At 60.9% G+C, this 23,665-nt stretch carries 22 protein-coding genes; 10 read left to right on the forward strand and 12 right to left on the reverse strand.

Annotation, left to right across the window (positions count from 1 at the left end):
* Nucleotides 1-10 precede the first annotated feature (10 nt).
* Nucleotides 11-1,138, reverse strand: a complete 1,128-nt coding sequence (locus ACYVIT_RS16730) for a phosphotransferase (RefSeq protein WP_415805897.1) — start codon at nucleotides 1,136-1,138, stop codon at nucleotides 11-13.
* Between the two features lie 123 nt (nucleotides 1,139-1,261).
* Between ACYVIT_RS16730 and ACYVIT_RS16735 the strand changes: the two genes are divergently transcribed.
* A complete protein-coding gene (locus tag ACYVIT_RS16735) occupies nucleotides 1,262-1,945 on the forward strand; it encodes a GntR family transcriptional regulator (RefSeq protein WP_415805898.1) in 684 nt (227 codons plus the stop codon).
* A gap of 92 nt (nucleotides 1,946-2,037) precedes the next feature.
* On the opposite strand, the gene ACYVIT_RS16740 is transcribed toward ACYVIT_RS16735, so the two are convergent.
* From ACYVIT_RS16740 to ACYVIT_RS16750, 3 genes are read right to left on the reverse strand one after another with little or no spacing between them, the layout of a single operon-like run.
* Nucleotides 2,038-2,838: a TatD family hydrolase gene (locus ACYVIT_RS16740; RefSeq protein WP_415805899.1), complete on the reverse strand. Its 801-nt coding sequence runs from the start codon at nucleotides 2,836-2,838 to the stop codon at nucleotides 2,038-2,040.
* Between the two features lie 24 nt (nucleotides 2,839-2,862).
* Nucleotides 2,863-3,570, reverse strand: a complete 708-nt coding sequence (gene lolD, locus ACYVIT_RS16745) for a lipoprotein-releasing ABC transporter ATP-binding protein LolD (protein ID WP_415805900.1) — start codon at nucleotides 3,568-3,570, stop codon at nucleotides 2,863-2,865.
* Nucleotides 3,563-4,795 (reverse strand): lipoprotein-releasing ABC transporter permease subunit, encoded by a 1,233-nt coding sequence (locus ACYVIT_RS16750; protein WP_415806033.1) that lies wholly within the window; start codon nucleotides 4,793-4,795, stop codon nucleotides 3,563-3,565. Before ACYVIT_RS16750 ends, lolD begins: the two co-directional genes overlap by 8 nt.
* Nucleotides 4,796-4,990: 195 nt before the next feature.
* Here ACYVIT_RS16750 and ACYVIT_RS16755 point away from each other — a divergent pair, with 195 nt between their 5' ends.
* From ACYVIT_RS16755 to ACYVIT_RS16780, 6 genes are all read left to right on the forward strand, one after another.
* Nucleotides 4,991-5,971, forward strand: a complete 981-nt coding sequence (locus ACYVIT_RS16755; protein ID WP_415805901.1) for a hypothetical protein — start codon at nucleotides 4,991-4,993, stop codon at nucleotides 5,969-5,971.
* Nucleotides 5,953-7,653 carry a single-stranded-DNA-specific exonuclease RecJ gene (recJ, locus tag ACYVIT_RS16760; protein WP_415805902.1) on the forward strand — a complete coding sequence of 567 codons (1,701 nt, stop codon included), beginning with the start codon at nucleotides 5,953-5,955 and terminating at the stop codon, nucleotides 7,651-7,653. The genes ACYVIT_RS16755 and recJ overlap by 19 nt, the downstream gene beginning before the upstream one ends.
* Nucleotides 7,654-7,699: 46 nt before the next feature.
* Nucleotides 7,700-8,804, forward strand: a protein-coding gene (gene prfB / locus ACYVIT_RS16765; protein WP_141217689.1) for a peptide chain release factor 2 whose coding sequence is annotated in 2 segments (ribosomal slippage) — nucleotides 7,700-7,780 and nucleotides 7,782-8,804 — 1,104 coding nt in all. Because the reading frame shifts where the segments join, the coding sequence is not laid out codon by codon here.
* Between the two features lie 57 nt (nucleotides 8,805-8,861).
* Nucleotides 8,862-9,617: an SDR family oxidoreductase gene (locus tag ACYVIT_RS16770; RefSeq protein WP_415805903.1), complete on the forward strand. Its 756-nt coding sequence runs from the start codon at nucleotides 8,862-8,864 to the stop codon at nucleotides 9,615-9,617.
* A gap of 5 nt (nucleotides 9,618-9,622) precedes the next feature.
* Nucleotides 9,623-11,146: a lysine--tRNA ligase gene (lysS, locus tag ACYVIT_RS16775; RefSeq protein ID WP_415805904.1), complete on the forward strand. Its 1,524-nt coding sequence runs from the start codon at nucleotides 9,623-9,625 to the stop codon at nucleotides 11,144-11,146.
* 15 nt (nucleotides 11,147-11,161) lie between these two features.
* Nucleotides 11,162-11,479, forward strand: a complete 318-nt coding sequence (locus ACYVIT_RS16780; protein ID WP_415805905.1) for a hypothetical protein — start codon at nucleotides 11,162-11,164, stop codon at nucleotides 11,477-11,479.
* A 723-nt stretch (nucleotides 11,480-12,202) separates the two neighbouring features.
* Here the strand turns inward: ACYVIT_RS16780 and ACYVIT_RS16785 are convergent.
* Nucleotides 12,203-13,090, reverse strand: coding sequence for a methylglyoxal synthase (locus ACYVIT_RS16785; protein WP_415805906.1), 888 nt, complete (start codon nucleotides 13,088-13,090; stop codon nucleotides 12,203-12,205).
* Nucleotides 13,091-13,218: 128 nt separating this feature from the next.
* Nucleotides 13,219-14,247, reverse strand: a complete 1,029-nt coding sequence (locus ACYVIT_RS16790) for a LacI family DNA-binding transcriptional regulator (protein WP_415805907.1) — start codon at nucleotides 14,245-14,247, stop codon at nucleotides 13,219-13,221.
* A gap of 208 nt (nucleotides 14,248-14,455) precedes the next feature.
* Here ACYVIT_RS16790 and ACYVIT_RS16795 point away from each other — a divergent pair, with 208 nt between their 5' ends.
* Together ACYVIT_RS16795 and gudD are read left to right on the forward strand one after the other, a co-directional pair.
* Nucleotides 14,456-15,427, forward strand: a complete 972-nt coding sequence (locus ACYVIT_RS16795; protein WP_415805908.1) for a Bug family tripartite tricarboxylate transporter substrate binding protein — start codon at nucleotides 14,456-14,458, stop codon at nucleotides 15,425-15,427.
* Nucleotides 15,428-15,656: 229 nt separating this feature from the next.
* Nucleotides 15,657-17,006 carry a glucarate dehydratase gene (gene gudD, locus ACYVIT_RS16800; protein ID WP_415805909.1) on the forward strand — a complete coding sequence of 450 codons (1,350 nt, stop codon included), beginning with the start codon at nucleotides 15,657-15,659 and terminating at the stop codon, nucleotides 17,004-17,006.
* A 240-nt stretch (nucleotides 17,007-17,246) separates the two neighbouring features.
* Here gudD and ACYVIT_RS16805 read toward each other — a convergent pair whose 3' ends face one another.
* From ACYVIT_RS16805 to ACYVIT_RS16815, 3 genes are all read right to left on the reverse strand, one after another.
* A complete protein-coding gene (locus ACYVIT_RS16805; RefSeq protein ID WP_415805910.1) occupies nucleotides 17,247-18,458 on the reverse strand; it encodes an MFS transporter in 1,212 nt (403 codons plus the stop codon).
* A gap of 35 nt (nucleotides 18,459-18,493) precedes the next feature.
* Nucleotides 18,494-19,108 (reverse strand): NADPH-dependent F420 reductase, encoded by a 615-nt coding sequence (locus tag ACYVIT_RS16810; RefSeq protein ID WP_415805911.1) that lies wholly within the window; start codon nucleotides 19,106-19,108, stop codon nucleotides 18,494-18,496.
* Nucleotides 19,109-19,204: 96 nt separating this feature from the next.
* On the reverse strand, nucleotides 19,205-19,969 hold the full coding sequence (locus ACYVIT_RS16815) for a 3-oxoacyl-ACP reductase family protein (protein ID WP_415805912.1): 765 nt from the start codon (nucleotides 19,967-19,969) through the stop codon (nucleotides 19,205-19,207).
* Between the two features lie 116 nt (nucleotides 19,970-20,085).
* Here ACYVIT_RS16815 and ACYVIT_RS16820 point away from each other — a divergent pair, with 116 nt between their 5' ends.
* Nucleotides 20,086-21,015, forward strand: a complete 930-nt coding sequence (locus ACYVIT_RS16820) for a LysR family transcriptional regulator (protein ID WP_415805913.1) — start codon at nucleotides 20,086-20,088, stop codon at nucleotides 21,013-21,015.
* Between the two features lie 167 nt (nucleotides 21,016-21,182).
* Here ACYVIT_RS16820 and iscX read toward each other — a convergent pair whose 3' ends face one another.
* From iscX to hscA, 3 genes are read right to left on the reverse strand one after another with little or no spacing between them, the layout of a single operon-like run.
* Nucleotides 21,183-21,377 carry a Fe-S cluster assembly protein IscX gene (gene iscX, locus ACYVIT_RS16825; RefSeq protein ID WP_415805914.1) on the reverse strand — a complete coding sequence of 65 codons (195 nt, stop codon included), beginning with the start codon at nucleotides 21,375-21,377 and terminating at the stop codon, nucleotides 21,183-21,185.
* The gene (gene fdx, locus ACYVIT_RS16830; protein ID WP_415805915.1) at nucleotides 21,377-21,718 is read right to left on the reverse strand and encodes an ISC system 2Fe-2S type ferredoxin; all 342 of its coding nucleotides are present in this window, start codon (nucleotides 21,716-21,718) and stop codon (nucleotides 21,377-21,379) included. The genes iscX and fdx overlap by 1 nt, the downstream gene beginning before the upstream one ends.
* A gap of 3 nt (nucleotides 21,719-21,721) precedes the next feature.
* Nucleotides 21,722-23,638, reverse strand: a complete 1,917-nt coding sequence (hscA, locus tag ACYVIT_RS16835; protein ID WP_415805916.1) for a Fe-S protein assembly chaperone HscA — start codon at nucleotides 23,636-23,638, stop codon at nucleotides 21,722-21,724.
* Nucleotides 23,639-23,665 lie beyond the last annotated feature (27 nt).

Here is a 23,665-nt window from a genome sequence, read left to right on the forward strand (position 1 = left end):
GAGTCATACCTCAGCTTTCAGCATTTGAAGGAAACGATCGCGAGCCCTGCGCGGCTCTCCAATCTGGATAGAGACGATTGAACAAAGCCGTAGCAGCATCATGACTGCGCATGATGTAATCCCGGTTACCCGGAAAGCGCGCCGCTCGCCACGCAGTAATGACCATGCGTTGTGCAAGCCGCGCCAACACGAGATCCAGCAAATGGGCGTGCTCCATCGCGTGCAAGGGAGACACCTCGCAGTAGCCGGTCACCACACCATCGAGCGCCCTCATCGGATCCAACGAGTAGGTCATTAAATATGACCCGGCGATAGCGATCTCGGCAATACGCGGGGCATAGACCATATCGCCAAAGTCGAGTATGCCGGCCAGCTCCAATCCATCCTCTTCGACCAGGATGTTGCTGGGTGACAGATCATTATGAATGACTTGCCTGGGCAATTTATCCAACACCGGCGTCACTCGATGCTCAAACAACGCCAGGAACTCGGCAATCACCTGCCGTACGGCCAGACTCTCTACCGCATTCAAAAGCGGTCGCAAATCCAGGACTTGGCAGGCATCCCAAAGGAATTTCCGGTGTGCTGCCGGGTGATCAAACTGCTGTAGTGTACGGTCCAGGATGGCTGCAGTCCGGCCTACAGCGCGCCACGACCGCGGATCGGCCTGGAGATTGGTACCCGGCGCGCCGGGCAAATATCCATAGGCCCGCACACGGATTCGGTGTCCGCCTGACAATGGCCGATATTGAATCCAGTCCAAGGTTGGGCCCGTACTCGCCTGTCCCGCTTGGGAACCCGATAAGGCAGCCAATCCGGCAGGATCGATAGGCTGATGATGAGGCGCCTGTACAGGCATGGTGTCTCGCAGGTGCTTGAGCACCTCCACCTGCATCTCGGTCTCGGCGACTTGCTCGGCGCAGTTGATGAATTTGAGCGTCAGGATCGATCCGTCGGCCCGAGTCACCCGGAAATTGGCATCTCGCTCACCAGATAGCGGCGCGCAGGCGACGCTGCCGGGAAAACATGCGCGCGCTACGCGCTCTGCGTCTTCCGACGACACGGGAGGCGGTGACGTCGTAAACAATGCTCTGATATCGCCCGGTACTTGTTGCTCTGCGACGCCCTGAGATGCCACGGCATGCCCTCATAGATCCTAATGTTTGATGCATTATGAATCTGTTACTTTGGGGTTTGAACTAGTATATTCCCGATTATGATGCATCATCGTGAATTTCAAGGCCATTCACTCACCAGAACCATGACGCCTGAGACCGAGATCGAAACGTCCCGATTTTCTACTGTGCAATACGACAGCATGGGAGACCGGGTCTATAAGCAAGTCGCCGGAGCCTTAATCGAAGGCAAGCTCAAGCCAGGCGACCGACTGCGTATCCGCGAGCTCGCTGCCGAAATCGGGACAAGTGTCACTCCGGTGCGCGATGCGATTTTGAGACTGGTGCAAGACGGCGCGCTGGTCATGCGCAGCGCCCGGGATATTCGCGTGGCGCAAGTGGACCTGGCGCAATATCTCGAGATCCGCGACATACGTCTGGAACTCGAAGGAATGGCAGCGGCACGCGCCGCTGTCTCCGCCACCGACGCAGATATCGCCCGTCTCGAAGCATTGATCACCGTTAACGAGCAGGCTCTGGCCGCAGGCGACGTCGCGGCTGCGATCCGGTTGAACCAACGTTTTCACTTTGAGTATTGCCGACTCGCCAACATGCCCGTACTGTTGGACATATTGGAACGTCTATGGCTCAAGATGGGTCCGTTGATCGCCCAATGCTATGTGCAGGGAGGCCGCGACATGATTGACGGGCACTATGCGCTGTTAGGCGCAATGCGCCAACGCGACGGGCAGGCCGCGCGCATTGCCGTACAGACGGACATTCTGCAGGGTGGGCAATCGATTCTGGCGCTGAAAAAGCAAGCGTCGTAAAAGACGGCTATCTCTGATTATTCCTTGACGCCCCTACGAATCGCCTGCCCCGCCCTGGCCCTGTCTCCCAGCGCCGTCAGCGGCCTGACCAATTAATGCGCCAGGCGTGGCAGCACACGCTGCGCGGTAGCTGTCGTCGCCTCGGCAATGTCGGACACACTCTGCCCGCGCAACTCGGCGAGGATTTCAGCAATACGTGGCAATTGATCAGGGGAATTGCGCCGATGCGGTGTATACAACCAGGCAGGAGGAATATCCGGCGCATCGGTTTCCAGGACCAGATGTTCCAGTCCAACATCCACAGCGTGACGGCGGATCTGCAGGGCACGAGGGTAAGTCATTGCGCCCCCCAACCCCAACGCAAAGCCATGGTCCACAAAGGCATGCGCTTGCTGAGCACTGCCGTTAAAGGCGTGGGCGATGCCGCCGCGCACACCCGTGCGGCGCCGCAAGTATTTCAGCAGGATGTCTTGCGACCGGCGCACGTGCAACAACACGGGCAGATCGAACTCCGCGGCCAGGGCCAACTGCGCATCGTAGAAATATTCCTGGCGCTCGCGCGGCTTGCCTGATGCGATGTCCTGGACGAAAAAATCCAGTCCAATCTCGCCTATCGCCACGAAGCGCGGATCATCCAATGCGCTGATGACGGCTTGGCGCAAGGTATCCAGATCGGCGTCCTGGGCACGGCTCACGTAGAGCGGATGGATACCCAACGCATACGCGCCGCCCGGGATCTGTGCGGCCAGGTCCCGTACCGTCGCGAAATTTGCGACCTCGACCGCCGGAATCACGATCCTGCGCACATCGGCCGCCCATGCTGCCTCAGCCACCTGCATCCTGTCAGGATCGAATTCAGAGGCGTCGAGATGACAGTGCGTGTCGATCAACATGGCAGCCTCGTGCCGATGAGTGGGTTACCCCGAAACCAATTGCCCGCGCTCCATCAGCAATTGCCGATCGGCGCGTGCAGCCAATTCGATGTCATGCGTCACGATAGCAAATGCCGTGCCGGACTCGCGATTTACCTGGGTCAGCAGCTCGAACATTTTGTGCGCGGTGCCACGATCCAGGTTGCCGGTCGGCTCGTCGGCCAACACGCAGGCGGGCCGTGTGACCAGCGCACGCGCCAGCGCCACACGCTGCCGCTCGCCGCCAGATAATTGCCCTGGGTAGTGCTCGGCGCGCTCGGCCAAGCCCACTAGCGACAGCACTTGGCGAGCCGCCTCGCGCGCCGTGTCACGATTTTCGCGGCGCACGATCAAGGGCATCGCGACATTGTCCAGCGCAGAAAATTCCGACAGCAGATGGTGGAATTGATACACGAACCCCAGACTGCGATTACGCAAGGCGCTTTTTTGGACCTCGGATAACCCAGCGGCTGACACGCCGTCAACCGTGACTTCGCCGGAGCTCGGCACATCCAGCAATCCCAGGATGTGCAATAAGGTACTCTTGCCTGAACCAGAGGCGCCGACGATCGCAACCATCTCGCCGCGTTCAACGGTCAGGCTGACGTCATCCAGCACCTGGATGCGGGCGGGACCTTCGTCATAGACCTTGCTCAGTTTGCTGGCCTGCAAGGCGGGGGTACCCGCCTGTCGTGTCAAATCGTTATCAGTCATGGCGCAGCACCTGTGCGGGTTGCAGGCGCGAGGCGCGCCAACTGGGATACAAGGTGGCCAGCAACGACAGCACGAACGACGTCACAGCGATCACGACAATATCCTGGGATTGCGGATCGGACGGCAACTCGCTGATGAAATAAATTTCGCGAGGCAGGAAATGAACGCCGAGCAGGCCTTCGATAAATGGCACGATGACATCCACGTTGTAGGCAATCAGGATGCCGAACACCACGCCCATGATTGTCCCAACTACCCCGATCAACATACCCTGCACCAGGAAAATGCGTGCAATCACGCTCGGCCTGGCACCCAAGGTGCGCAAGATCGCGATGTCGGATTGTTTGTCCTTGACCACCATGACCAGCGAGGACAACAGGTTGAAAGCCGCAACCGCGACGATGATCGCCAGGATCAGGAACATCATGCGTTTTTCGGTTTGCACGGCGGCGAACCAGGTGCGGTTGTTGCGCGACCAGTCGCTTGCCATCACATACGGCGGCAAGGTCTTGGAAAGCTCAACCGCCACCTGCGGCGCGCGCTGCATGTCTTGCACTCGCAGGCGTACGCCGCCCGTGCCGCTTTCGCGGAACATCTTTGCCGCGTCTTCGTCATCGACGAAAACCAGGCTGGAGTCGTACTCATAATGGCCGGATGAAAAAATGCCGGCCACCGTGAACTGACGCATGCGCGGCGCAAAACCTGCCGGGCTGATCGAGCCCTGCGGCGCCATCATCATCAACGTATCGCCGACCTTGACCCCCATCATGTTGGCCAGGTCACTACCCAGGATAGCGCCAAAGCTTCCGGGTTTCAGGTCGGATAATTTGCCGCTGACCATTTGCTGGGGCAGATCCGATACCTGCCCTTCGCGCTCGGGGTCGATACCACGGACCTGCGCGCCACGCAGTGTCTGGCCGCGTACCACCATGGCCTGCGCGGCGACAAAAGGTGCAGCACCTTTGACCTCGGGATTGCGCTCGGCCACGCTGGCAAATCGCTGCCATTGCTCGACGACGCGCTCGGGCGCAGCGCCCGGGATGTACAGCTCGATATGCGGCAGCACCGACAACATGCGGTCGCGCACCTCTTTCTGAAAGCCGTTCATCACGGACAGCACCACGATCAGGGCGGCGACGCCCAGCGCAATACCCACCATGGAACTGGCAGAAATGAAAGAGATGAAGCCATCGCGGCGGCCACGGCGTTTGCGGAGTCGGGCCATCCCCGCATAGCGGGCGCCGATCCATAGTTCGTAAGGTATTTTCAGCACGCGTGCATTATGGCATTAACTGGGAGGTGAGTTTGAGCTGCGAAGGCCGGGGCAGTTCCCGGATGTTCCAGGAAACAACATTCGGAAATATGTGGACGGAAATGGCCTCGACATAGTCATGGACGGGCAGCGACTACAATCGTTGCCATGCTGATCGTAATTCCGGGCGCTCTGCCCTCTTTGCCTGTTGCCGCCGAGCTGGCGCGCTTGCTGCCGCAGCGCGCGCCAGTCCTGCACGGCTGGCTGCTGGCGGCGGCCGCCCAAGTGGACGGCTTTGATGTCCGCGCGCAAGGCTGTACGCCCTATGAGGCTTGGCAGCTCGAGCAAGCCGGCTATCGGCCCGCTGCCGGGACACCCTCAGGCGCGGGATTAGGGCCCTTGTTGGCGGGCGACGCCATCAACGACAATCATCCAGTATGGCTGGCCGACTTGGCGCATCTCTCATTGGGCACAGATCAAGCCGTTTTGCTGGATCCGGGAGTGATGGATATCCGAGCCGACGAAGCCGAGGCACTGTTGGCCACCGCGCTGCCCAGCATAGAGGCCGCCGGATTTGGGGTCACTGTTCTGACGCCACAACGCTGGCGATTGACGCTACCCGATGAATTGGAACCCCGCACGGGCAGCCCTGCCGCCGTCGCTGGCCAACCATTGCGCGACTGGTGGAGCCAGGACGCCGCCATGCGGCCCTGGCGGCGTTTGCTCAATGAAATACAGATGGCCTGGTACGAGCATCCGGCCAACGAGGCCCGGGCAGAGCGAGGGTTGCCTCCCGTGAACGCACTATGGCTATATGGAGGCGCACGTCGCTGGTCAGGAACAGCGACGAGTTCGCCCACGGCAAGTGATTCCGTCGCATCGAAAGGCCAGACGCATATCCTCACCGAACTGGATGCCGCCCATCGCACCGAAGACTGGGCCAATTGGCTTGATGCTCTGGCCTATCTGGACAAGCATCATCTTCAACCGCTCAGCGGTTCCTCCGGTCTGCCAGAGCAGCCGACACAACTCATATTGCTGGGCGCCGACCGGCGCGCCACGCTTACCCTGCAACCGCGCAGCCGCCTGCTCGCCTGGCTGCCTGCGCCCAAAAAGAACTGGAATTCCTGGTGGTCTCGCCCCGTTTAACCGTCCGCTCGACCAATCACGATGCCCGGCTCTCGCTGGAGGCTGCGGGCATTCATCCGTTACTAGCCCGGCTATGGGCGGCACGGGGAGTAACCCACCCCGATCAGACCCGCATGGCCTGGCCTGCACTGATCCCTCCCGGAGGCCTTACCCACGTAGATCACGCCGCCCACATTCTGGCCGACGCGATTTTGGCAGGGAAACGGTTGTTGATCGTCGCCGATTATGACTGCGATGGAGCCACCGCCTGCGCCGTCGGGTTACGGGCGTTGCGCGCCTTTGGGGCCAATGTCGATTTCCTGGTGCCGAACCGTTTTGAAACCGGCTACGGCCTGTCGCCCGCCGTGGTCGATCTGGCCTGCGCTCACCGCAATGGCAAGCCGGACCTGATCATTACCGTAGACAATGGAATCGCGAGCGTGGACGGCGTCGCTGCGGCGAATGACGCCGGCATCGGCGTGGTCGTCACCGACCACCACTTGCCCGGCGACACGCTGCCCGACGCGTTGGCCTTGGTCAATCCCAATCAACCGGGTTGCGGTTTTCCCTCCAAGAACCTGGCCGGGGTGGGCGTCATTTTCTATGTAATGCTGGCTGTCCGCGCCGAGTTGCGCCGGCGCGGGGTCTACCCGGCCGATGGCGGCCCTCGCCTGGACGCTTTATCCGATCTGGTCGCCCTGGGCACCGTGGCCGATGTGGTCAAACTGGACAACAACAATCGCCTGCTGGTCACCCAGGGTCTGCAACGCATGCGGGCAGGACGGATGCAGCCCGGGCTGCGCGCCCTCTTTGCCGTCGCCTCGCGCGAGCCACGCAATGCCAGCGGCTTTGACCTGGGATTCGCAATCGGTCCTCGCATCAACGCGGCCGGGCGATTGGCGGACATGAGCCTGGGTATCGCCTGCCTGACCACTGATGACGAGGCCGAGGCGCTGGACATGGCGCGCCAACTCGACCAGATCAACCGCGAACGCCGCGGCATCGAGGCGGAAATGCGCGAACAGGCCCTGGCCGCCATGGAAAATGCCGGGGCCTCCCCCGGCGCAACGGTCTGCGTATTTGATCCAGGCTGGCATCAGGGGGTGGTAGGGCTGGTCGCCTCGCGCCTGAAAGAGAAATTCTGGCGCCCTACTCTGGCCTTTGCACCGGCCGACGATGACGAAATCCGGGGTTCTGGGCGGTCTATTCCCGACGTGCATCTGCGAGACGTCCTGGATCTGGTGTCCAAGCGCCATCCGGGGCTGATCCGCAAGTTCGGCGGACACGCCATGGCGGCGGGCCTGACGCTGGGACGCCAGGATTTTCCGGCTTTTGCCCCCGCATTTGACGCTGCGGTCCAGGAACTGACGGGGCGCAATCATTTTGAGCCCCTGCTGGAAACCGACGGGTCGCTGGAATCCGGCTATGCCAATGCCGAGGTGGCCACCCTGCTGCAACAGCAAGTGTGGGGCGCAGGCTTTGCCGCCCCCTTGTTTCTGGACGAATTCATCGTCCGCAATCAGCGTCTGGTGGGCGAAAAGCACCTGAAACTGTCTCTGGAACGGGGCCATCAGCGCTTTGACGCCATCTGGTTCGGCCACGACCAATCGCTACCAGAATACGTCCAGGTCGCATACCGTCTCGAGCCCAACGTCTGGAATGGCGTCGTATCCGCCCAGCTCGTCGTCGAGCACGCGGAGTAATCACGCTAAAATGCCGGGTTTCGCTTAATTGCTATCAGGATTCATCATGGAAGCCGAACGTCAGAACCAACTCGCCGCCCGCCTCTCCGACTACGCAGAGCGCGAGCTGGCGTTACGGGGGTATCTTTGACTACGATCTGAAGGCCGAACGCCTGCAGGTCGTCAATGCAGAACTCGAAGACCCCGCGGTCTGGAATGACCCCAAACACGCCCAGGATCTGGGGCGCGAGAAAAAATCCCTCGAAGACGTCGTCGAAACGCTGAGCGCGCTGCATAGCGGCATCGCCGACGCACAGGAACTCTTCGAGCTGGCCGCCGCCGATGACGACGACGCCACGCTGGAGTCCATCGAAGGCGACGCCGACGGTTTCCAAGAGAAACTCGAGGGCCTCGAGTTCCGCCGCATGTTCTCGAATCCCGCCGATCCGATGAACTGCTTCCTCGACATCCAGGCCGGCGCCGGTGGCACCGAAGCCCAGGACTGGGCCTCGATGCTGCTGCGGCAATATCTGAAATACGCCGAACGCAAGGGCTTCAAAGCCGAGGTGCTCGAAGAATCCGAGGGTGAAGTCGCGGGGATCAAATCCGCCACCATCAAATTCGAAGGCGAGTATGCATTCGGCTTTTTGCGCACCGAAACTGGCGTGCACCGCCTGGTGCGCAAGAGCCCCTTTGACTCGTCGGGCGGCCGCCACACTTCGTTTGCCAGCGTGTTCGTCTACCCCGAGGTCGACGACTCGTTCGAAATCGAGGTCAACCCGGCCGACTTGCGCGTGGACACCTACCGTGCCAGCGGCGCGGGCGGCCAGCACATCAACAAGACCGACTCGGCCGTGCGTTTGACCCACATGCCTACCGGCATCGTGGTGCAATGCCAGAACGACCGTTCACAGCACCGTAACCGTGCTGAAGCCATGCAGATGTTGAAATCCAAGCTCTACGAGCTGGAGATGCGCAACCGCATGGCGGAACAACAAAAGCTCGAAGACTCCAAGACCGATGTGGGTTGGGGCCACCAGATCCGTTCGTACGTGCTCGACCAGAGCCGTATCAAGGATCTGCGCACCAATGTGGAAATTTCCAACACGCAGAAGGTCCTGGACGGCGACCTGGATCCATTCATCCAGGCCAGCCTGAAGCAAGGCGTGTGATCCGATAGGCTTGCACCTCATCACGGTGCAAGCCTCACTCCTGAAGAGGGCAAGCGCATGACCGATACGATTGCAATTTTGACTGGCGCCTCACGTGGTATTGGCGCGGGCTTGGCTCGCGGCCTGGTCCGTCCAGGTACGCGGCTGATCACCCTGGCGCGCCGCGCCGACCCGGAGCTGGCCGCCCTGGCACAGTCTCAGGGCGTTGAGCTCGAACAAATCCAGGTCGACCTTTCCGATCTGCAAGCCGCCGAGCAGACTGCCGAGCGCGTCTGCGCCGCCTTGCCTCGCGATGCCAAGCGCTATCTGCTGATCAACAATGCCGGTACCGTCGAGCCCGTCGCGGCCGTAGGCGCGTTGACTGACGGCGCCACCATCAATACAGCTTTTACGCTGAATGTGTCTGCCGTGATCCTGTTGACGGCCCGCTTTATCGCCGCCGTACAGAATCTGCAAGCCGATCGCCGCGTGTTGAATATCTCGTCGGGCGCGGGCCGCAACCCCAACGCAGGCTGGGGCGTTTATTGCGCCACCAAGGCCGCCCTCGACATGTACACCCGAGTGCTCAAACAGGAACAAGGCGGCAACGGCGTACGCACCGTCGCCCTGGCTCCCGGCATCGTTGACACCGGCATGCAAGAAACCCTCCGCGCCAGCGACCCCGCCGCTTTCCCGGCGCTGGCCAAATTCCAGGAATTCCACGCCACCGGCAAATTGGCCTCCCCCGCCGACGTCGCCACTCGCATCCTGGCCTATCTAGACCGTGACGATTTCGGCACCACCGAAATCGACGATATCCGCAATTACCAGTAATCACCATGACCGACCACACGCCCGCCGCCCCGTCCGCCCAAGATGAAAATCGCTTGATCGCCGAGCGGCGCGCCAAACTCGCCAAACTCCGCGAAACCGGTGTCGCTTATCCCAACGACTTCGTCCCGGATGCCCGTGCAGCCGACTTGCACCGCCAATACGGCGAACAAGAACAACAAGCCCTGGCTGACGCCGGTGTGCAGGTCAAAGTCGCCGGCCGCATGATGCTCAAGCGCGTCATGGGCAAGGCCAGCTTTGCCACCGTCCAGGACAGCAGCGGCCGCATTCAGATCTATCTGGAACGCGGCACGCTGGGCGAGGACGTCTACGCGGCGTTCAAGCAATGGGACATCGGCGACATCATCGCCATCGAAGGGTCGGTCTTCAAAACCAACAAGGGCGAGCTCTCGGTGCATGCGACTCAGGCACGCCTGCTGTCGAAATCGCTGCGCCCCCTGCCCGACAAATTCCACGGCGTTGCCGACCAGGAACTGCGTTACCGTCAGCGCTACGTCGACCTGATCATGACCGAAGGCACGCGCCGCACCTTCGAGGCGCGCAGCAAGGCTATCGGCAGCATCCGCCAGGTCATGCTGGACTCGGGTTTTCTCGAGGTCGAGACGCCCATGCTGCACCCCATTCCCGGCGGTGCCGCGGCCAAGCCTTTCGTCACGCACCACAATGCGCTGGACATGGAAATGTACCTGCGCATTGCGCCCGAGCTCTACCTCAAGCGCCTCATCGTGGGAGGTTTCGAGCGTGTCTTCGAAATCAACCGCAATTTCCGTAACGAGGGTGTCAGCCCGCGTCACAACCCCGAATTCACGATGATGGAGTTCTACGCGGCCTATGCGGATTACCGCTGGCTGATGGACTTCACCGAACACGTCATCCGCGAAGCGGCCATCGCCGCCACCGGCAGCGCCGTGCTCACGTACCAGGAACGCGAGCTGGACCTGTCCAAGCCTTTTGACCGCCTGACCATCTGCGAAGCCATCCTCAAGTACGCGCCTGATTACACGCAGGCTCAACTGGATGACATCGATTTCGTCCGTGGCGAACTCAAGCGCCTGGGCGCCGATGTCGCGGGTCCCGTACTTGCTCGCGCCGGCCTCGGAGCATTGCAACTCGCGCTGTTCGAAGAAACGGCCGAAGCCAAACTGTGGAATCCGACCTACATCATCGACTACCCGGTCGAGGTCTCGCCACTGGCCCGCGCCTCTGACACGCGCCCCGGCATCACCGAGCGTTTCGAGCTGTTCATGACCGGCCGTGAAATCGCCAATGGTTTCTCGGAATTGAACGACCCCGAAGACCAGGCCGAACGTTTCCGCTCCCAAGTCGAAGCCAAGGACGCCGGCGACGAAGAGGCCATGTACTACGATGCCGATTACATTCGTGCGCTGGAATACGGTATGCCTCCGACAGGTGGCTGCGGCATCGGTATCGATCGCCTGATCATGCTGCTGACCGACAGCCCCACGATCCGTGATGTGCTGCTGTTCCCTCACCTGCGACGCGAAGACTGATAGGACCGGACCGCCATGCTCGTCAAAATACTGATCATCGCGGTCTTCATCGTCCTCATCATGTACGTGGTGCTGCCCAAGCGCCGCGTCTCTGCCGTATCAACCGCACCCACACGCGGCAGCCGGCTGGCCCTGAACCTGTTCGCCAGCGCGGCCACACTGCTATTCATCCTCGCGCTCTTCTGCTTGCTGCTCTGGCTTGGCGGATTGGCGGGCGTCATCACGGGCGGCGGCGAGGTGCTCAATGGCACTGGCCTGCTGCGTATCGGCGGCGTGCTGTTCGTCCTCGCCATTGCCTGCGCGCTGGCCGCATGGACCAAGCGGCCGCGCTGATCCAAAGCTTGGCAAGTCCGACGTTGCGTGGGGGGATTAGTTCTCTTGCGTGTTGCGGCGGGGGTGGGATGGAATATGAGTTCTGTTGGACGTCGAGGCGGGGCAGTGACCGTGTTGGCGCTTCACGTGGCCGGTCGGCCGCCTGCGCGTCCGACACCGCTTCGTTCACCTCGTCCGCGCCTACGCGCTCCCTACGGTATCCACTCGCTCGGCCACGAGGCGCGCCAACACGGTCACTGCCCCGCCTCGACTCGCAGCATCTCTGATTCCCTCGCCGCTGGGACGGCTGGTCTTCGTAGGCTTCGTAGGCACTGGCTTTTGCAAGGATGAAGATCTTGCAGGGCTGCTATGCATGGGCGCCTACGGGCGCGCCCATGCATAGCGTTCGTGATCGGCATGCGAGGGCTTTGGCATCGGGGATGAACAGAAGATCTCTCTAGCAACGATTTCTCGTAGACGAGCAAGACAACCGTGCCGGCGATGTCATGAGCTTGAATACTGCGAGTCGAGCCGAGGCAATCGGGCCGTGAGGGCGCCTCAAAGCCGAGTGGGGCGGACACCGTAGGGAGCGCGAAGGCGCGGACGAGGTGAGCGAATACGGTGTCCGGCGCCCGCGCGCCGGACCGGCTTTGTGAAGCCCTCACGGCCCGATTGCCTCGGCTCGACGTCCATAAGCACACAAACTTCACGCCATCAAAACAATACAAGCCCCCCCGCAGACCCTCATATTCCCTGCCGCTTACGCACCGCCTCTGCCCAACGTCGCGCGACAGAGGGCGAGGTCGCGCACGTAGCGCTTTCCGTCACGACACGCACGGCACGCTCCAGCAATTGGATATCGGCCTCGTGCTGGCGCGCCACATGAGGATCCTCGAAAAAGATCACGCGCTGGCATTGATGCTCCAGCACCAGCTCGGCGATCTGGGCATCGCCGCCGAGCGGGCCGCTCAGGTAGCGTGTCACCCAGGGCGTGTCCTTGGGCCAGCCTCTCGACCATGCCAAGTCGTTCAAGCGGCCGCCCGTTGTCCCCGTCGCCACACGGCGCGCATACTGCGACAACACCTCGAAATGCTCGTCGGCGAATGCCACCATCTCGTCTTTCAAGGCATCGTGGGCAATCAATGCCAAGGTCTGCCCTTCGAAATTGAACAATCGCGACAAAGCAGGATCCGGCGGCAAATCCGCCAATACGCGCTCGACCTCTATCCATTCAATTGCACCAGCGAGCGTCGAAATGAACGGCCGGCCGTGCGTGATGCATTGACGTTTCAATGCCAGCGCCTCGGGGAAAATCGAGGAAGGATCAACGGGATCAATCAGGTAAATCGCGCCATCGAACGGCGCTTGCCCATCGCGCCCCTCGGTCACGCGGGCAACGAGTTTCATCAAACCGCCTTCGCGGCCATAGGGGTAGCGGATCAGCCCGCGATAGCCTTGCAGCATTCCCTCGCGCACGATGGCATCGTGCGTGCGGCCCACCGTGTGCAGCTCGATCCCCATCTCGCGAATAGAGGCTCCCGACGCACGCAACCAAGTAAACAACGCCGCGTCAGGCGTCTCGTGATGAAGCCGGTTGGCAGCCAGGCCGAAGCGGAGATGAGGCACGGTCATATTGCTAGAAAATAAGATAGATAGAAGGGAAATCATATACTGCCAGCGCGCTCGCATGCTGAATATCGACCCGCAGAAGCGTCGGCTTCAGCATCTGCACAGAGCAGACACCAGCAGCAGCAACCATATTACGTGCTTTCGCGCGCAACGATGTGAAAGCCAATCTCGACGACCTGCTGTGCGGGCCACAGCCCGTTGGCGCGAGCATCGATCATCTCGGCGGCCTGCTCGCCTATCGCCACGCCATCGACATGCACCGATGTGATCGATGGCGACATCGATGCGGCGAAATCCATGTCACCAAAACCCACGACCGCCAAATCATCCGGCACGCGCAAGCCCTGCGCGATCGCCTCTGTCAGCACACCAGCAGCCATCAAATCAGAGGAACAGAACACCGCATTGATGTCTTTCTGCATAGCCTGCAATTGGCGCAACCCGTCTCTACCCTGCGCATGCGTGGTCGGCGCACGCATATGGATCACCTTCGGCTCAGGCGAGCCGAGCGCCACCGCCGTACGCACAAAACTCTGCGCACGCAACCGTGCACGCTCATCATCGCCGGCGAGCACCGCCTGACGCGTTTTGCCGCGTTCATGCAGGTACCTGCTGACCGCGGCGCCAATCGCATCATGCGACAGACTCAGCAGCATATCGATGGGCGCGGGCGTCGCATCCCATGTCTCTACGATCGGAATGCCCGACGCCTTGAGTAATTGCCGCCCTTGTTCAGAGTGCATCACGCCCGTCAACACAATGCCATCCGGACGCCGGCCAATGATGGCGCGCAATAAAGCGTCCTCGCTGGGCATGTCATAGCCGCTCTGTCCCACGATCAGTTGATAACCCTTTGCCCCCAGAGATCGCGTCAATGCGGTAATCATCCCGCTGAACAAGGATCCCGCGATCGTCGGGACCAACACTGTCACCAAATGGCTGCGCGACAACCGCAAACTGCCGGCCATCAGATTCGGCACATAACCCAGCGACTGAATCGCCGCATTGACCTTTTCCAGGGTCTGGGGCGAGACCGCCTGCGGGGTGTTGATCGCACGCGACACCGTGATCATCGCCACCCCGGCAGCCCGAGCCACATCGCGCACCGTCACACTGGCGCGTTCGCTGGAGCGGGAAGGATTCGGTTTCTCAGAGGACATTTTCAATGTGGAAGTGACAAGGCCAACAAGCCTAACCTCTCGCCTCTCGAATAGGGAGATCAGGCACCTAGGGTTTGTACTGATATCGCGCCCGAAGCTGATATTCGTATTCTATCGAACCCAAATGACAACGTTACCAAATCAAATGACAACGTTACCAACAACAATGGTAACGTTGCCATTGATATAACACTTACAGGAGAGACACATGCACCAGCGTGCACGTAACTGGTTCACAGGCCTGACCCTCATGTTGGCAGCCGGCGCTGCACAAGCCTGGCCCGACAAACCGGTCACCATGGTTGTCCCCTTTCCGCCGGGCGGCGCGACGGATTCCGTGGCCCGCGCGGTTGCGAACAAACTCGGCGAACAACTGAAGCAATCCTTTGTGGTGGAAAACAAAGCGGGCGCCACCGGCACCATCGGCGCCTCTCAAGTCGCCCGCGCCGCCCCTGACGGCTACACCCTGATGGTGACCTCGCTGGCTCCGCTGGTCGTCGCTCCCCACCTGATGAAGGGCCTGAGCTACGATCCGGCAAAGGATTTCACCTACCTGACCGTCGCGGTACAAACGCCGAACGTCCTGGTCGTCAGCCCCAAACTGGCGCCCAGCATCAACTCGATTCAGGACGTGCTGGCTCTGCTGAAGTCCAAACCCGGCGAGATCAGCTTTGCGACCTCCGGCTCCGGCTCATCCGACCACCTGACGGCCGAATTGTTCTGGCAGAAAACCGGCACCAAAGGCCTGCATATCCCCTATAAAGGCGGTGCACCGGCCATCTCCGATCTGCTGGGCAGCCAGGTCGATATGTCGTTCCAGAACGTGAATGCGGTGCTGCCACACATCCAATCGGGCAAGCTCAAAGCCATCGCCATCACCGGCAACAAGCGCTCGCCCGTGTTGCCGAACGTGCCCACCTTGGCCGAACTGAACGTCCCGGGTGTCGAAGTCTATGCCTGGCAAGGCATTGTTGCCCCCAAGAACCTGCCGGCAGACATCCGCGACAAACTCTCCGCAGCCCTGGCCACGGCCATCAAGGATCCAGCCGTCAGCAAACCCTTTACCGACGTAGGCCTGGAAGTCGTCGCCAACTCTCCAGAGGTCTTTACGAAATTCCAGCAAGACGAAAGCAAACGCTGGAAAAACGTGATCGAAACCGGCAACATTACCGTGCAATAAATCACCGTCGGTCGCGGTAAAAATAGATCGCTACCCGGGCCTGTCCCCATACGTAGCGATCTATCATCCCGATGCTCGATCAAGGGCGCCATCCCTGCCAGTCGTTTGCAATACCCGCCCTTGCACACCGATATCTGCCAACGCCGTCACTCTACACCCGCCGATTACCTCTCGCCGTTATTTTCTGCCACCACGTTTCCCGTAGCAGGCTTTGTTTAAAGAAACCACCATGTCGACCGCTGCCACTCCCTCTCGCCAAACTCCTGTCATCACTCACATGCGCGTCGTTCCTGTGGCGGGCCAGGACTCGATGCTGCTCAACCTGAGCGGCGCACACGCCCCGTATTTCACGCGCAATCTGATCATTCTGACGGACAGCGCGGGCAACACCGGCGCGGGGGAAGTGCCCGGCGGAGAAAAGATTCGCGACACCTTGGAAGACGCGCGCGACATCATCGTAGGCAGCGCTATCGGCGACTACAACCGCACGTTGAACCAAATGCGCCAAGCCTTCGCCAATCGCGACAGCGCGGGGCGTGGCCAGCAAACCTTTGATTTGCGCGTCGCCATTCATGCCGTGACGGCAGCAGAATCAGCGCTGCTGGACTTGCTGGGTCAACATTTGCAAGTCCCGCTGGCCGCCCTGCTAGGCGAAGGCGTGCAGCGCACCTCCGTGCAAATGCTGGGTTATCTGTTCTATGTCGGCGACCGCAACGCCACGCCCCTGCCCTACAACAGCGAATCCGACGCCGCGGACGACTGGCTGCGCCTGCGCCATGAAAAGGCTTTGACCCCTGAAGCCATCGTCAAACTTGCCGAGGCATCCTACCAGCGCTATGGCTTTGAGGACTTCAAACTCAAAGGCGGCGTGCTGCGTGGCGAAGAAGAAGTCGAAGCTATCCGTGCCCTGCACGAACGCTTTCCGAAAGCCCGCATCACGCTGGACCCCAACGGCGGCTGGCTATTGCAAGACGCGATCCGCCTGTGCCGCGACCTGCATGGTGTCATGGCCTACGCAGAAGATCCCTGCGGCGCCGAGGGCGTATTCTCCGGCCGTGAAGTCATGGCCGAATTCCGCCGCGCTACGGGCCTGCCTACCGCGACCAACATGATCGCCACTGACTGGCGCGAAATGGCGCATGCGCTTTCACTGCAATCCGTCGATATCCCGCTGGCCGATCCCCATTTCTGGACACTGCAAGGCTCGGTGCGCGTCGCGCAGACCTGCCAGGCTTTCGGCCTGACCTGGGGCTCGCACTCGAACAATCATTTCGACATCTCGCTGGCCATGTTCACCCACGTGGGCGCTGCCGCCCCCGGCCGTGTCACCGCGATCGACACGCATTGGATCTGGCAAGACGGCCAATACCTGACGCAAAATCCGCTACAGATCAAACAAGGGTACATCGAGCTGCCGCAGACCGGAGGATTGGGTATCGAACTAGACATGGACGCCATCGAGCGCGCCCATCAACTCTATCTGCAGCACGGTCTGGGCGCACGCGACGACGCCATGGCCATGCAGTATCTCGTGCCGAACTGGAAATTCAATAACAAGCTACCTTGCCTGGTGCGTTGATGCCCCCCACGCGGTGGCTACCGGCATCACCGTAATACGAAAGCTGGCTGGCAACAGGGGGCGGGATGGTGACGCCAAGCAATGCGATTCCGTGCTGGCTGATCGTCGTAGAGGAACTGGATCGAGTGCTCTCTCGCGTAGGCTGAAAGTTCTCCGGTACGTCCCTCGTCCCCATCGAGATATTTGATATCGCAGAGCTGGCCGCGGGCCGCCAGCGCGAAGATTGCAGACGTTGAATGGCTATGCATCCCGTCTTTTACGTTCTACAGCGCGTCCGGAGATGAACATCACGCCAGCCCCGGCGAGTGCTGCAAAAATCACATACACGATCACGCCCTCTGAGCCGGACCTGTCAATGATCAAGCCTCCTAAAACCGCGCCCATGGCAATGGCAACCTGGAAAATCGATGACAAGAGCGCGCCAGCACTTTCGGCGTGATCGGGTGCCACACGCGCGTTCCAGATCGAGATCGAGACCGGAAATGCGCCGAACGCGAACCCCCAGAGCGCGGTCGCCGTGAACGCGACGCCCGCGATCGTCCCAAAGACGCTGAGCGCGAGGGCGACGCCGGCAATCAGGAACGATGCACTGGCTACCGCCCACGCAGGACTGCGCTCGGCGATGGCTCCGCCGGCGAAATTGCCGAGGAACCCGCCGAGCCCGAAAACCAGGAGAGCGAGCGAGACGGTCGAAACCTCAAGACGAGGCACTTCCTCAAGGAAGGGGCGGATGAAGGTGAAACCTGCGAAGTGCCCGGAGACGACAAGAAGTGCTGTTGCCAGACCGATTGCCACCGAGCGGCGCGATAGCGCCGCCTTGAAAGAGGCAAGGCCAGGGGCCGAAGTGGCTGGAAGCCTGGGTAGAGTCAGCATCTGGACGACGAGCGCTACCGCGCCAATGCCGGACGCAGCCAGAAAGGTTGCTCGCCATCCCCACAGTTCTCCCAGAAATGCGCCCAACGGCGCGGCGAAGACTGTCGCGACCGAAATGCCCATGATGATGATTGAAATCGCTCGCGGTACCTTGTCAGCAGGAACTAGCCGCAGGGCGAGCGCAGCCATCATGGCCCAGAAACTGCCAAGGGCGAACCCCAACAGTGCTCGGGCTATCAGGAGGATCGTGATATTGGGTGCATAAGCCGAGAGAACGTTGGAGAGAACGAGCATTCCCATCAGTCCCCAGACGATCTTCTGCCTGTCCAGTCGGCCCGTGCCCAGAATAAGAAGCGGACCGGCGATGGCAGCGATCACGGCCGTGGCCGTAACGGCTTGGCCCACCATGCCATTGGAGACGCCTAGCTCAACTGCCATTGGAGTCAGCAAACTAACAGGCAGAAATTCCGCCGTCACCAGACCGAAAGCTCCGAATGCCAGAGAAAAGACTGCCAACCATGCGGCATGCGACACAGCAGCAGGCTGGGTCAGAGCGGTTGAATCGGTAGTATCAGACATGCATTGATCCTCGATTGGGTATTGGGGTGCGGTTGTCAACCAAACTGCACCAGTTCTAGCGAGGGCAACGGCCCACCTGGGAACTGCGTCATGCGTCCACCCACGGCCAGCGTGCCGAGATCGATACCCGCGAAGCCCAGTTGATCGATCAACGCACTGACCTGCGCCTTGGCGGGGTGGTGGTCGCCCGCGAAGAACAGAACGCGTCGCCCTCCGCGCTCCGCTGGATCGGCGAAGAGCAGTTGGGGACGGAGATGATTGAATGCCTTCACAACGTGCGCACCCGGCACCAGATCAGCGAATGACTGGCTCGATGTGCGACCATGAAGGTCGATGGGCTTGAACAGCGGCGCCTCGATCGGATTGTTAGCATCGATAACGATGCGCCCCTCGAAATCAGGCAGCCCGGCTAGGGCACCCGGCAACTTCGACCAGTTCACCGCGACCAACACGATGGCCTGCGCGGCCGCTTCCTCTCGTGTGCCGGCGCGTATGCCGGGACCAATGCTCTGCACCAGCACTTGCAGACTCTCCGGCCCGCGGCTGTTGGACAGGATGGCCGGGATGTTGCAGCGTGCCAGCGCGCGCGCGAAGGCCGCGCCGATATGACCTGCACCGATGATGCCGATAGAAGGAAGCGACGGGTTCATGATGAATCTCCTCGACCGAAGATGAAGTGCTGTCTGATGATGAAGATTGGCTTTGCAGTCGTACGGAGCGGACTAACGGGTCCACTCCAGAGGCGCTCAAGACGTGAAACCGCCGTCGACCAGGATGTCGGCACCCGTGACATAGGATGCCTGTGGACTGGCGAGAAACGCCACGACGCTGGCGATTTCATTCGGCTTGCCGTAACGGCCGACGGCGATACCGGGGATGAGCAACTTGGCCCACTCGCTATCGACCGGATTCATGTCCGTGTCTACGGGCCCGGGGTGCACGGTATTGACGGTGATGCCACGCGGGCCCAGGTCGTATGCCAAGCTGCGGTTAAAACCAGCGATGGCTCCCTTGGTGAGCCCGTACACCGAGAGGCCGGGCACACCGGCATACTTCGTCGCCGAACTACCGATGTGCACGATGCGGCCGCCTTCCCTCATGTGGCGTACGGCTTCCTGCGTGGCAACGAACACGCCCGTGACGTTGACCGCGAGCATCGCTTGATAGTCCTCGAACGTAATCTGGTCGATCGGGCTCGCCGACGCGATTCCGGCGTTGTTCACCAGAATGTCCAGACCGCCAAATGTCTCGACCGTCTTGGTGATGGCCGCGCGCACGGCGTCCGGATCCGCAGCATCGGCGACGATGGCCAGCGCGCGGCCACCGGCCGACTCGATATCCGCGATCGTTTGCTTGGCCGAGTCAGGCGAGCCGCGGTAGGTAAAGGCGACCTGGGCGCCGTCCGCAGCGAGTTGCTTGGTGATGGCCGCCCCGATTGAGCGAGAACCGCCGGTGACGAAAGCCGTCTTGCCGACCAGCGGAAGCGATTGGGTAGAAGTTGTGTCGTTCATAGGTCACTCCGTTTAAATGCCGAGATATTCGGTGGAGTAACTTTCGCGCTTTTATTGCTCGTTGATTAGTATCAAATGACTTGGATTATCTTCAAGCATTAGTTTAATATCCACAGATGGAGACCTTGGCCAACTTGGAGTCATTCGTGCGCAGTGCCGAGAGCGGAAGCTTTTCGGCTGCGGCGCGGCGGTTGGCGCTCACGCCGGCAGCAGTAAGCCGGAACGTGGCCATGCTGGAGCGCAACCTAAAAGTACGGCTGTTCCATCGCTCAACCCGCAAGTTGACGCTGACCGAGGCGGGTGAAGCATTCTTGAGCGCGATCGGCGGCAATCTGGAGTCTTTGCAAAACGCCATTGCGTCGGTATCGGCAGATGACGGACAGCCTGCGGGCGTGCTCAAGATCAGCCTGCCGCCAACCTTCGGGATGAGCCACATTCTGCCGCTACTGCCGGACTTCTTGCAGCGCTACCCTCGCATCAAGCCCGAGTGGCATTTCGAGAACCGCGAGGTGGACCTGATCGCCGAAGGCTACGACGCCGCTATTGGTGGTGGCTTCGAGCTCACACCCGGCATGGTCGCCCGGACATTGGCACCAGCGCACATCATCGCCGTCGCATCTCCTGCCTATCTGGCCCGACGCACGACACCTGCTGACCCATCCGGACTGATTGAGCTGGACGGAATCGTCATGCGTTCACTCAAGTCGGGCCGCATCCGTACCTGGAATATGCGCAACGCACAAGGCGATCAGGCTGCCGCGTTGATGCGCGAGACTTTGGTGGTCAACGACCCTGCTGCGCTGAGGGAGTCGGTGCAGCTAGGCTTAGGTATCGCCATGCTGGCCGTGCCTGATGTGCTAGCAGGATTGGAGTCGGGGCAGCTTGTGCGAGTTTTGCCGCGCTGGTGGGCCGATGCGGGCGCAATCTCGCTCTACTATGCGAGTCGCGACCTGCTCCCGGGCAAGACGCGAGTCTTTATCGACTTCGTGATCGAGGCATTCGAACGTGAAGACTACGCACGTCGCTTTGCCGGTAGCTTGGGATAAGAGCGTATGAATGCCTCACCGATAGCAAGCAGTCCTCCATGAAGGTGTGGCAGAACTCCTTCATGATCGGTGCCTTGCGGCCCGCAACAAAAAACCCCGGCCACTGAGCGCATGTCCCAGTGTCGGGGTTTCATTCTTTGACGTGACCTCGCACGCCGCGCGGAAAATCAATCCGCTTCTTCGATCCATGCCATTTGGATCGCCTCGAGGATTTTTTCCCCGCTGCGGCTGGGATCATCATCAAACCCGGGCAAGGCGATGACCCATTCACGCAGCTGCGTAAAACGCACGGTGTTGGGATCGACATCCGGATGCGTATCCACCAAGGCGGCGGCGATATCGTATGTATCTACCCACTTCATCAGTGTGCCTCTTTCGCGTGATTGATCGTGTATTTGGGGATCTCGACCGTCAGGTCGGTGTCCTCGACAATCGCCTGGCACGACAGACGAGAAGTCGAGCTCAATCCCCAAGCCTTGTCCAGCATGTCTTCTTCGCTATCCGACGCATCCTCCAACGAGGAAAAGCCTTCGCGCACAATCACATGACAGGTCGTGCAGGCACATGATAATTCGCACGCATGCTCGATATCAATGTGATTGTTGAGCAGGACACGGCAGATAGACTGACCCTTGGGTGCGTCTTCGATGACGGCACCCTCGGGGCACAATTCCGGGTGAGGCAATACGGTGAGTTTAGGCATACGTCAGGCGAGTTCGTCTAATTTACGGCCAGCCAGCGCTGCACGGATACCACGATCCATGCGGCGGGCGGCGAATTCTTCGGTGGCATCGGACAAGGCTTGCACAGCGGCGCGTACGACGTCGACATCGTCAGCGCCTTGCGCAGCGGCGGCAGCCGCGACACGCTCGTCCACCAACTGTCGTTCCGCCGTGTCCAACAAGTCCCCATCGGCAGCCAGCGCGGCCTGCACGGATTCAACGAGTTGACGGGCCTCGACCTGCTGCTCACGCAGCATGCGGGCTCGCGCATCGCTGTCCGCCTGCGCCACGCTATCGGCCAACATGCGGGTGATCTCGTCATCCGACAGGCCGTACGAGGGTTTGACCGACACTGAGGCCTCGACACCGGTGCTTTGCTCGCGCGCCGTCACGCTCAACAGACCATCGGCGTCGACCTGGAACGTCACGCGAATCCGCGCCGCACCTGCCACCATGGGGGGAATGCCCCGCAACTCGAAACGGGCCAGCGAACGGCAGTCGGACACCAACTCACGTTCGCCCTGCACCACATGCACGCTCATGGCGCCTTGGCCGTCTTTGAACGTGGTGAACTCCTGGGCGCGTGCCACCGGAATCGTGCTGTTGCGAGGAATGATGCGTTCGACCAGGCCGCCCATGGTTTCCAAACCCAGCGACAGGGGCGTCACATCCAATAGCAACCAGTCCTCGCCAGGCATACGGTTGCCGGCCAGCAAATTGGCCTGCAATGCCGCGCCCAGCGCTACCACTTGATCGGGATCCAGATCGACCAGAGGCTGCGTTCCAAACAGATCACCCACCGCTTGACGGATCACCGGCATACGAGTGGCTCCGCCTACCATCACGACGCCTTTGACCTCGGACACAGTCAAATCCGCATCACGCAATGCCGCGCGGGCACGATCCAACGTACGGCGCACCAGCGGCTGCGCCAACTGTTCGAACTGGGCACGGCTCAATGTGACGTTCAACGCACGGCCGTCTTGCAACACCACGTTCAGCGTCGCGCTGTCAGCGTCAGACAAGGCCTCGCGCGCCGCACGGGCGGCAACGAGCAAAGCACGACGATCGGCGGGGGCCAACGACCTGAGCGACGATTGACCATCATGAGACGCATTGGACACTGCTCCCGCAGCGCCCTCACCCGCCAAAGCCGCGTAGGCATACTCGCCGATGAGCCAATCGAAATCGTCGCCGCCCAATGCGGTATCGCCTCCGGTAGCAACGACCTCGAACACCCCTTTGGTCAAACGCAGGATGGAAACATCAAACGTGCCTCCGCCCAAGTCATACACAGCGTAAGTGCCCTCGGCAGCCTGATCCAGGCCATAAGCGATCGCCGCAGCGGTAGGCTCATTCAACAGGCGCAAAACATTCAGACCCGCCAAACGTGCCGCGTCGCGCGTCGCCTGACGCTGCGCATCATCGAAATACGCGGGCACGGTAATCACAGCACCGACCAAGTCATCGCCCAACACGTCTTCGGCGCGTTGGCGCAAGGTAGCCAATATCTGTGCCGAGATCTCGACCGGGCTCAAATCGCCCTGTACAGTGCGCAGCCGCACCATGCCCGGTGCGTCGACAAACTCGTACGGCGCTCCGCTGGCCACAGCCTCATCGAGCGAACGCCCCATGAAGCGCTTGACCGACACAATAGTGTTCAAAGGATCCGCAGCCTGCTGCGCCAATGCTTGCCGGCCGATGTTGACTTTGCCATCGGCAAAATACCGGACGGCGGATGGCAGCAAGGCTTGGCCATCGGCGTCGCGCAGGACCTCTGAGGCACTGCTGCGCACGGCGGCGACCAAGGAATTTGTCGTTCCCAGGTCGATGCCCACTGCCAGCTTGCGTTGGTGTGGCGCTGGCGATTCGCCAGGCTCGGAAATCTGCAATAAGGCCATGATTATGCTTCGAATCGAAAAACGAAA

The sequence above is a fragment of the Bordetella muralis genome, assembly GCF_054781015.1.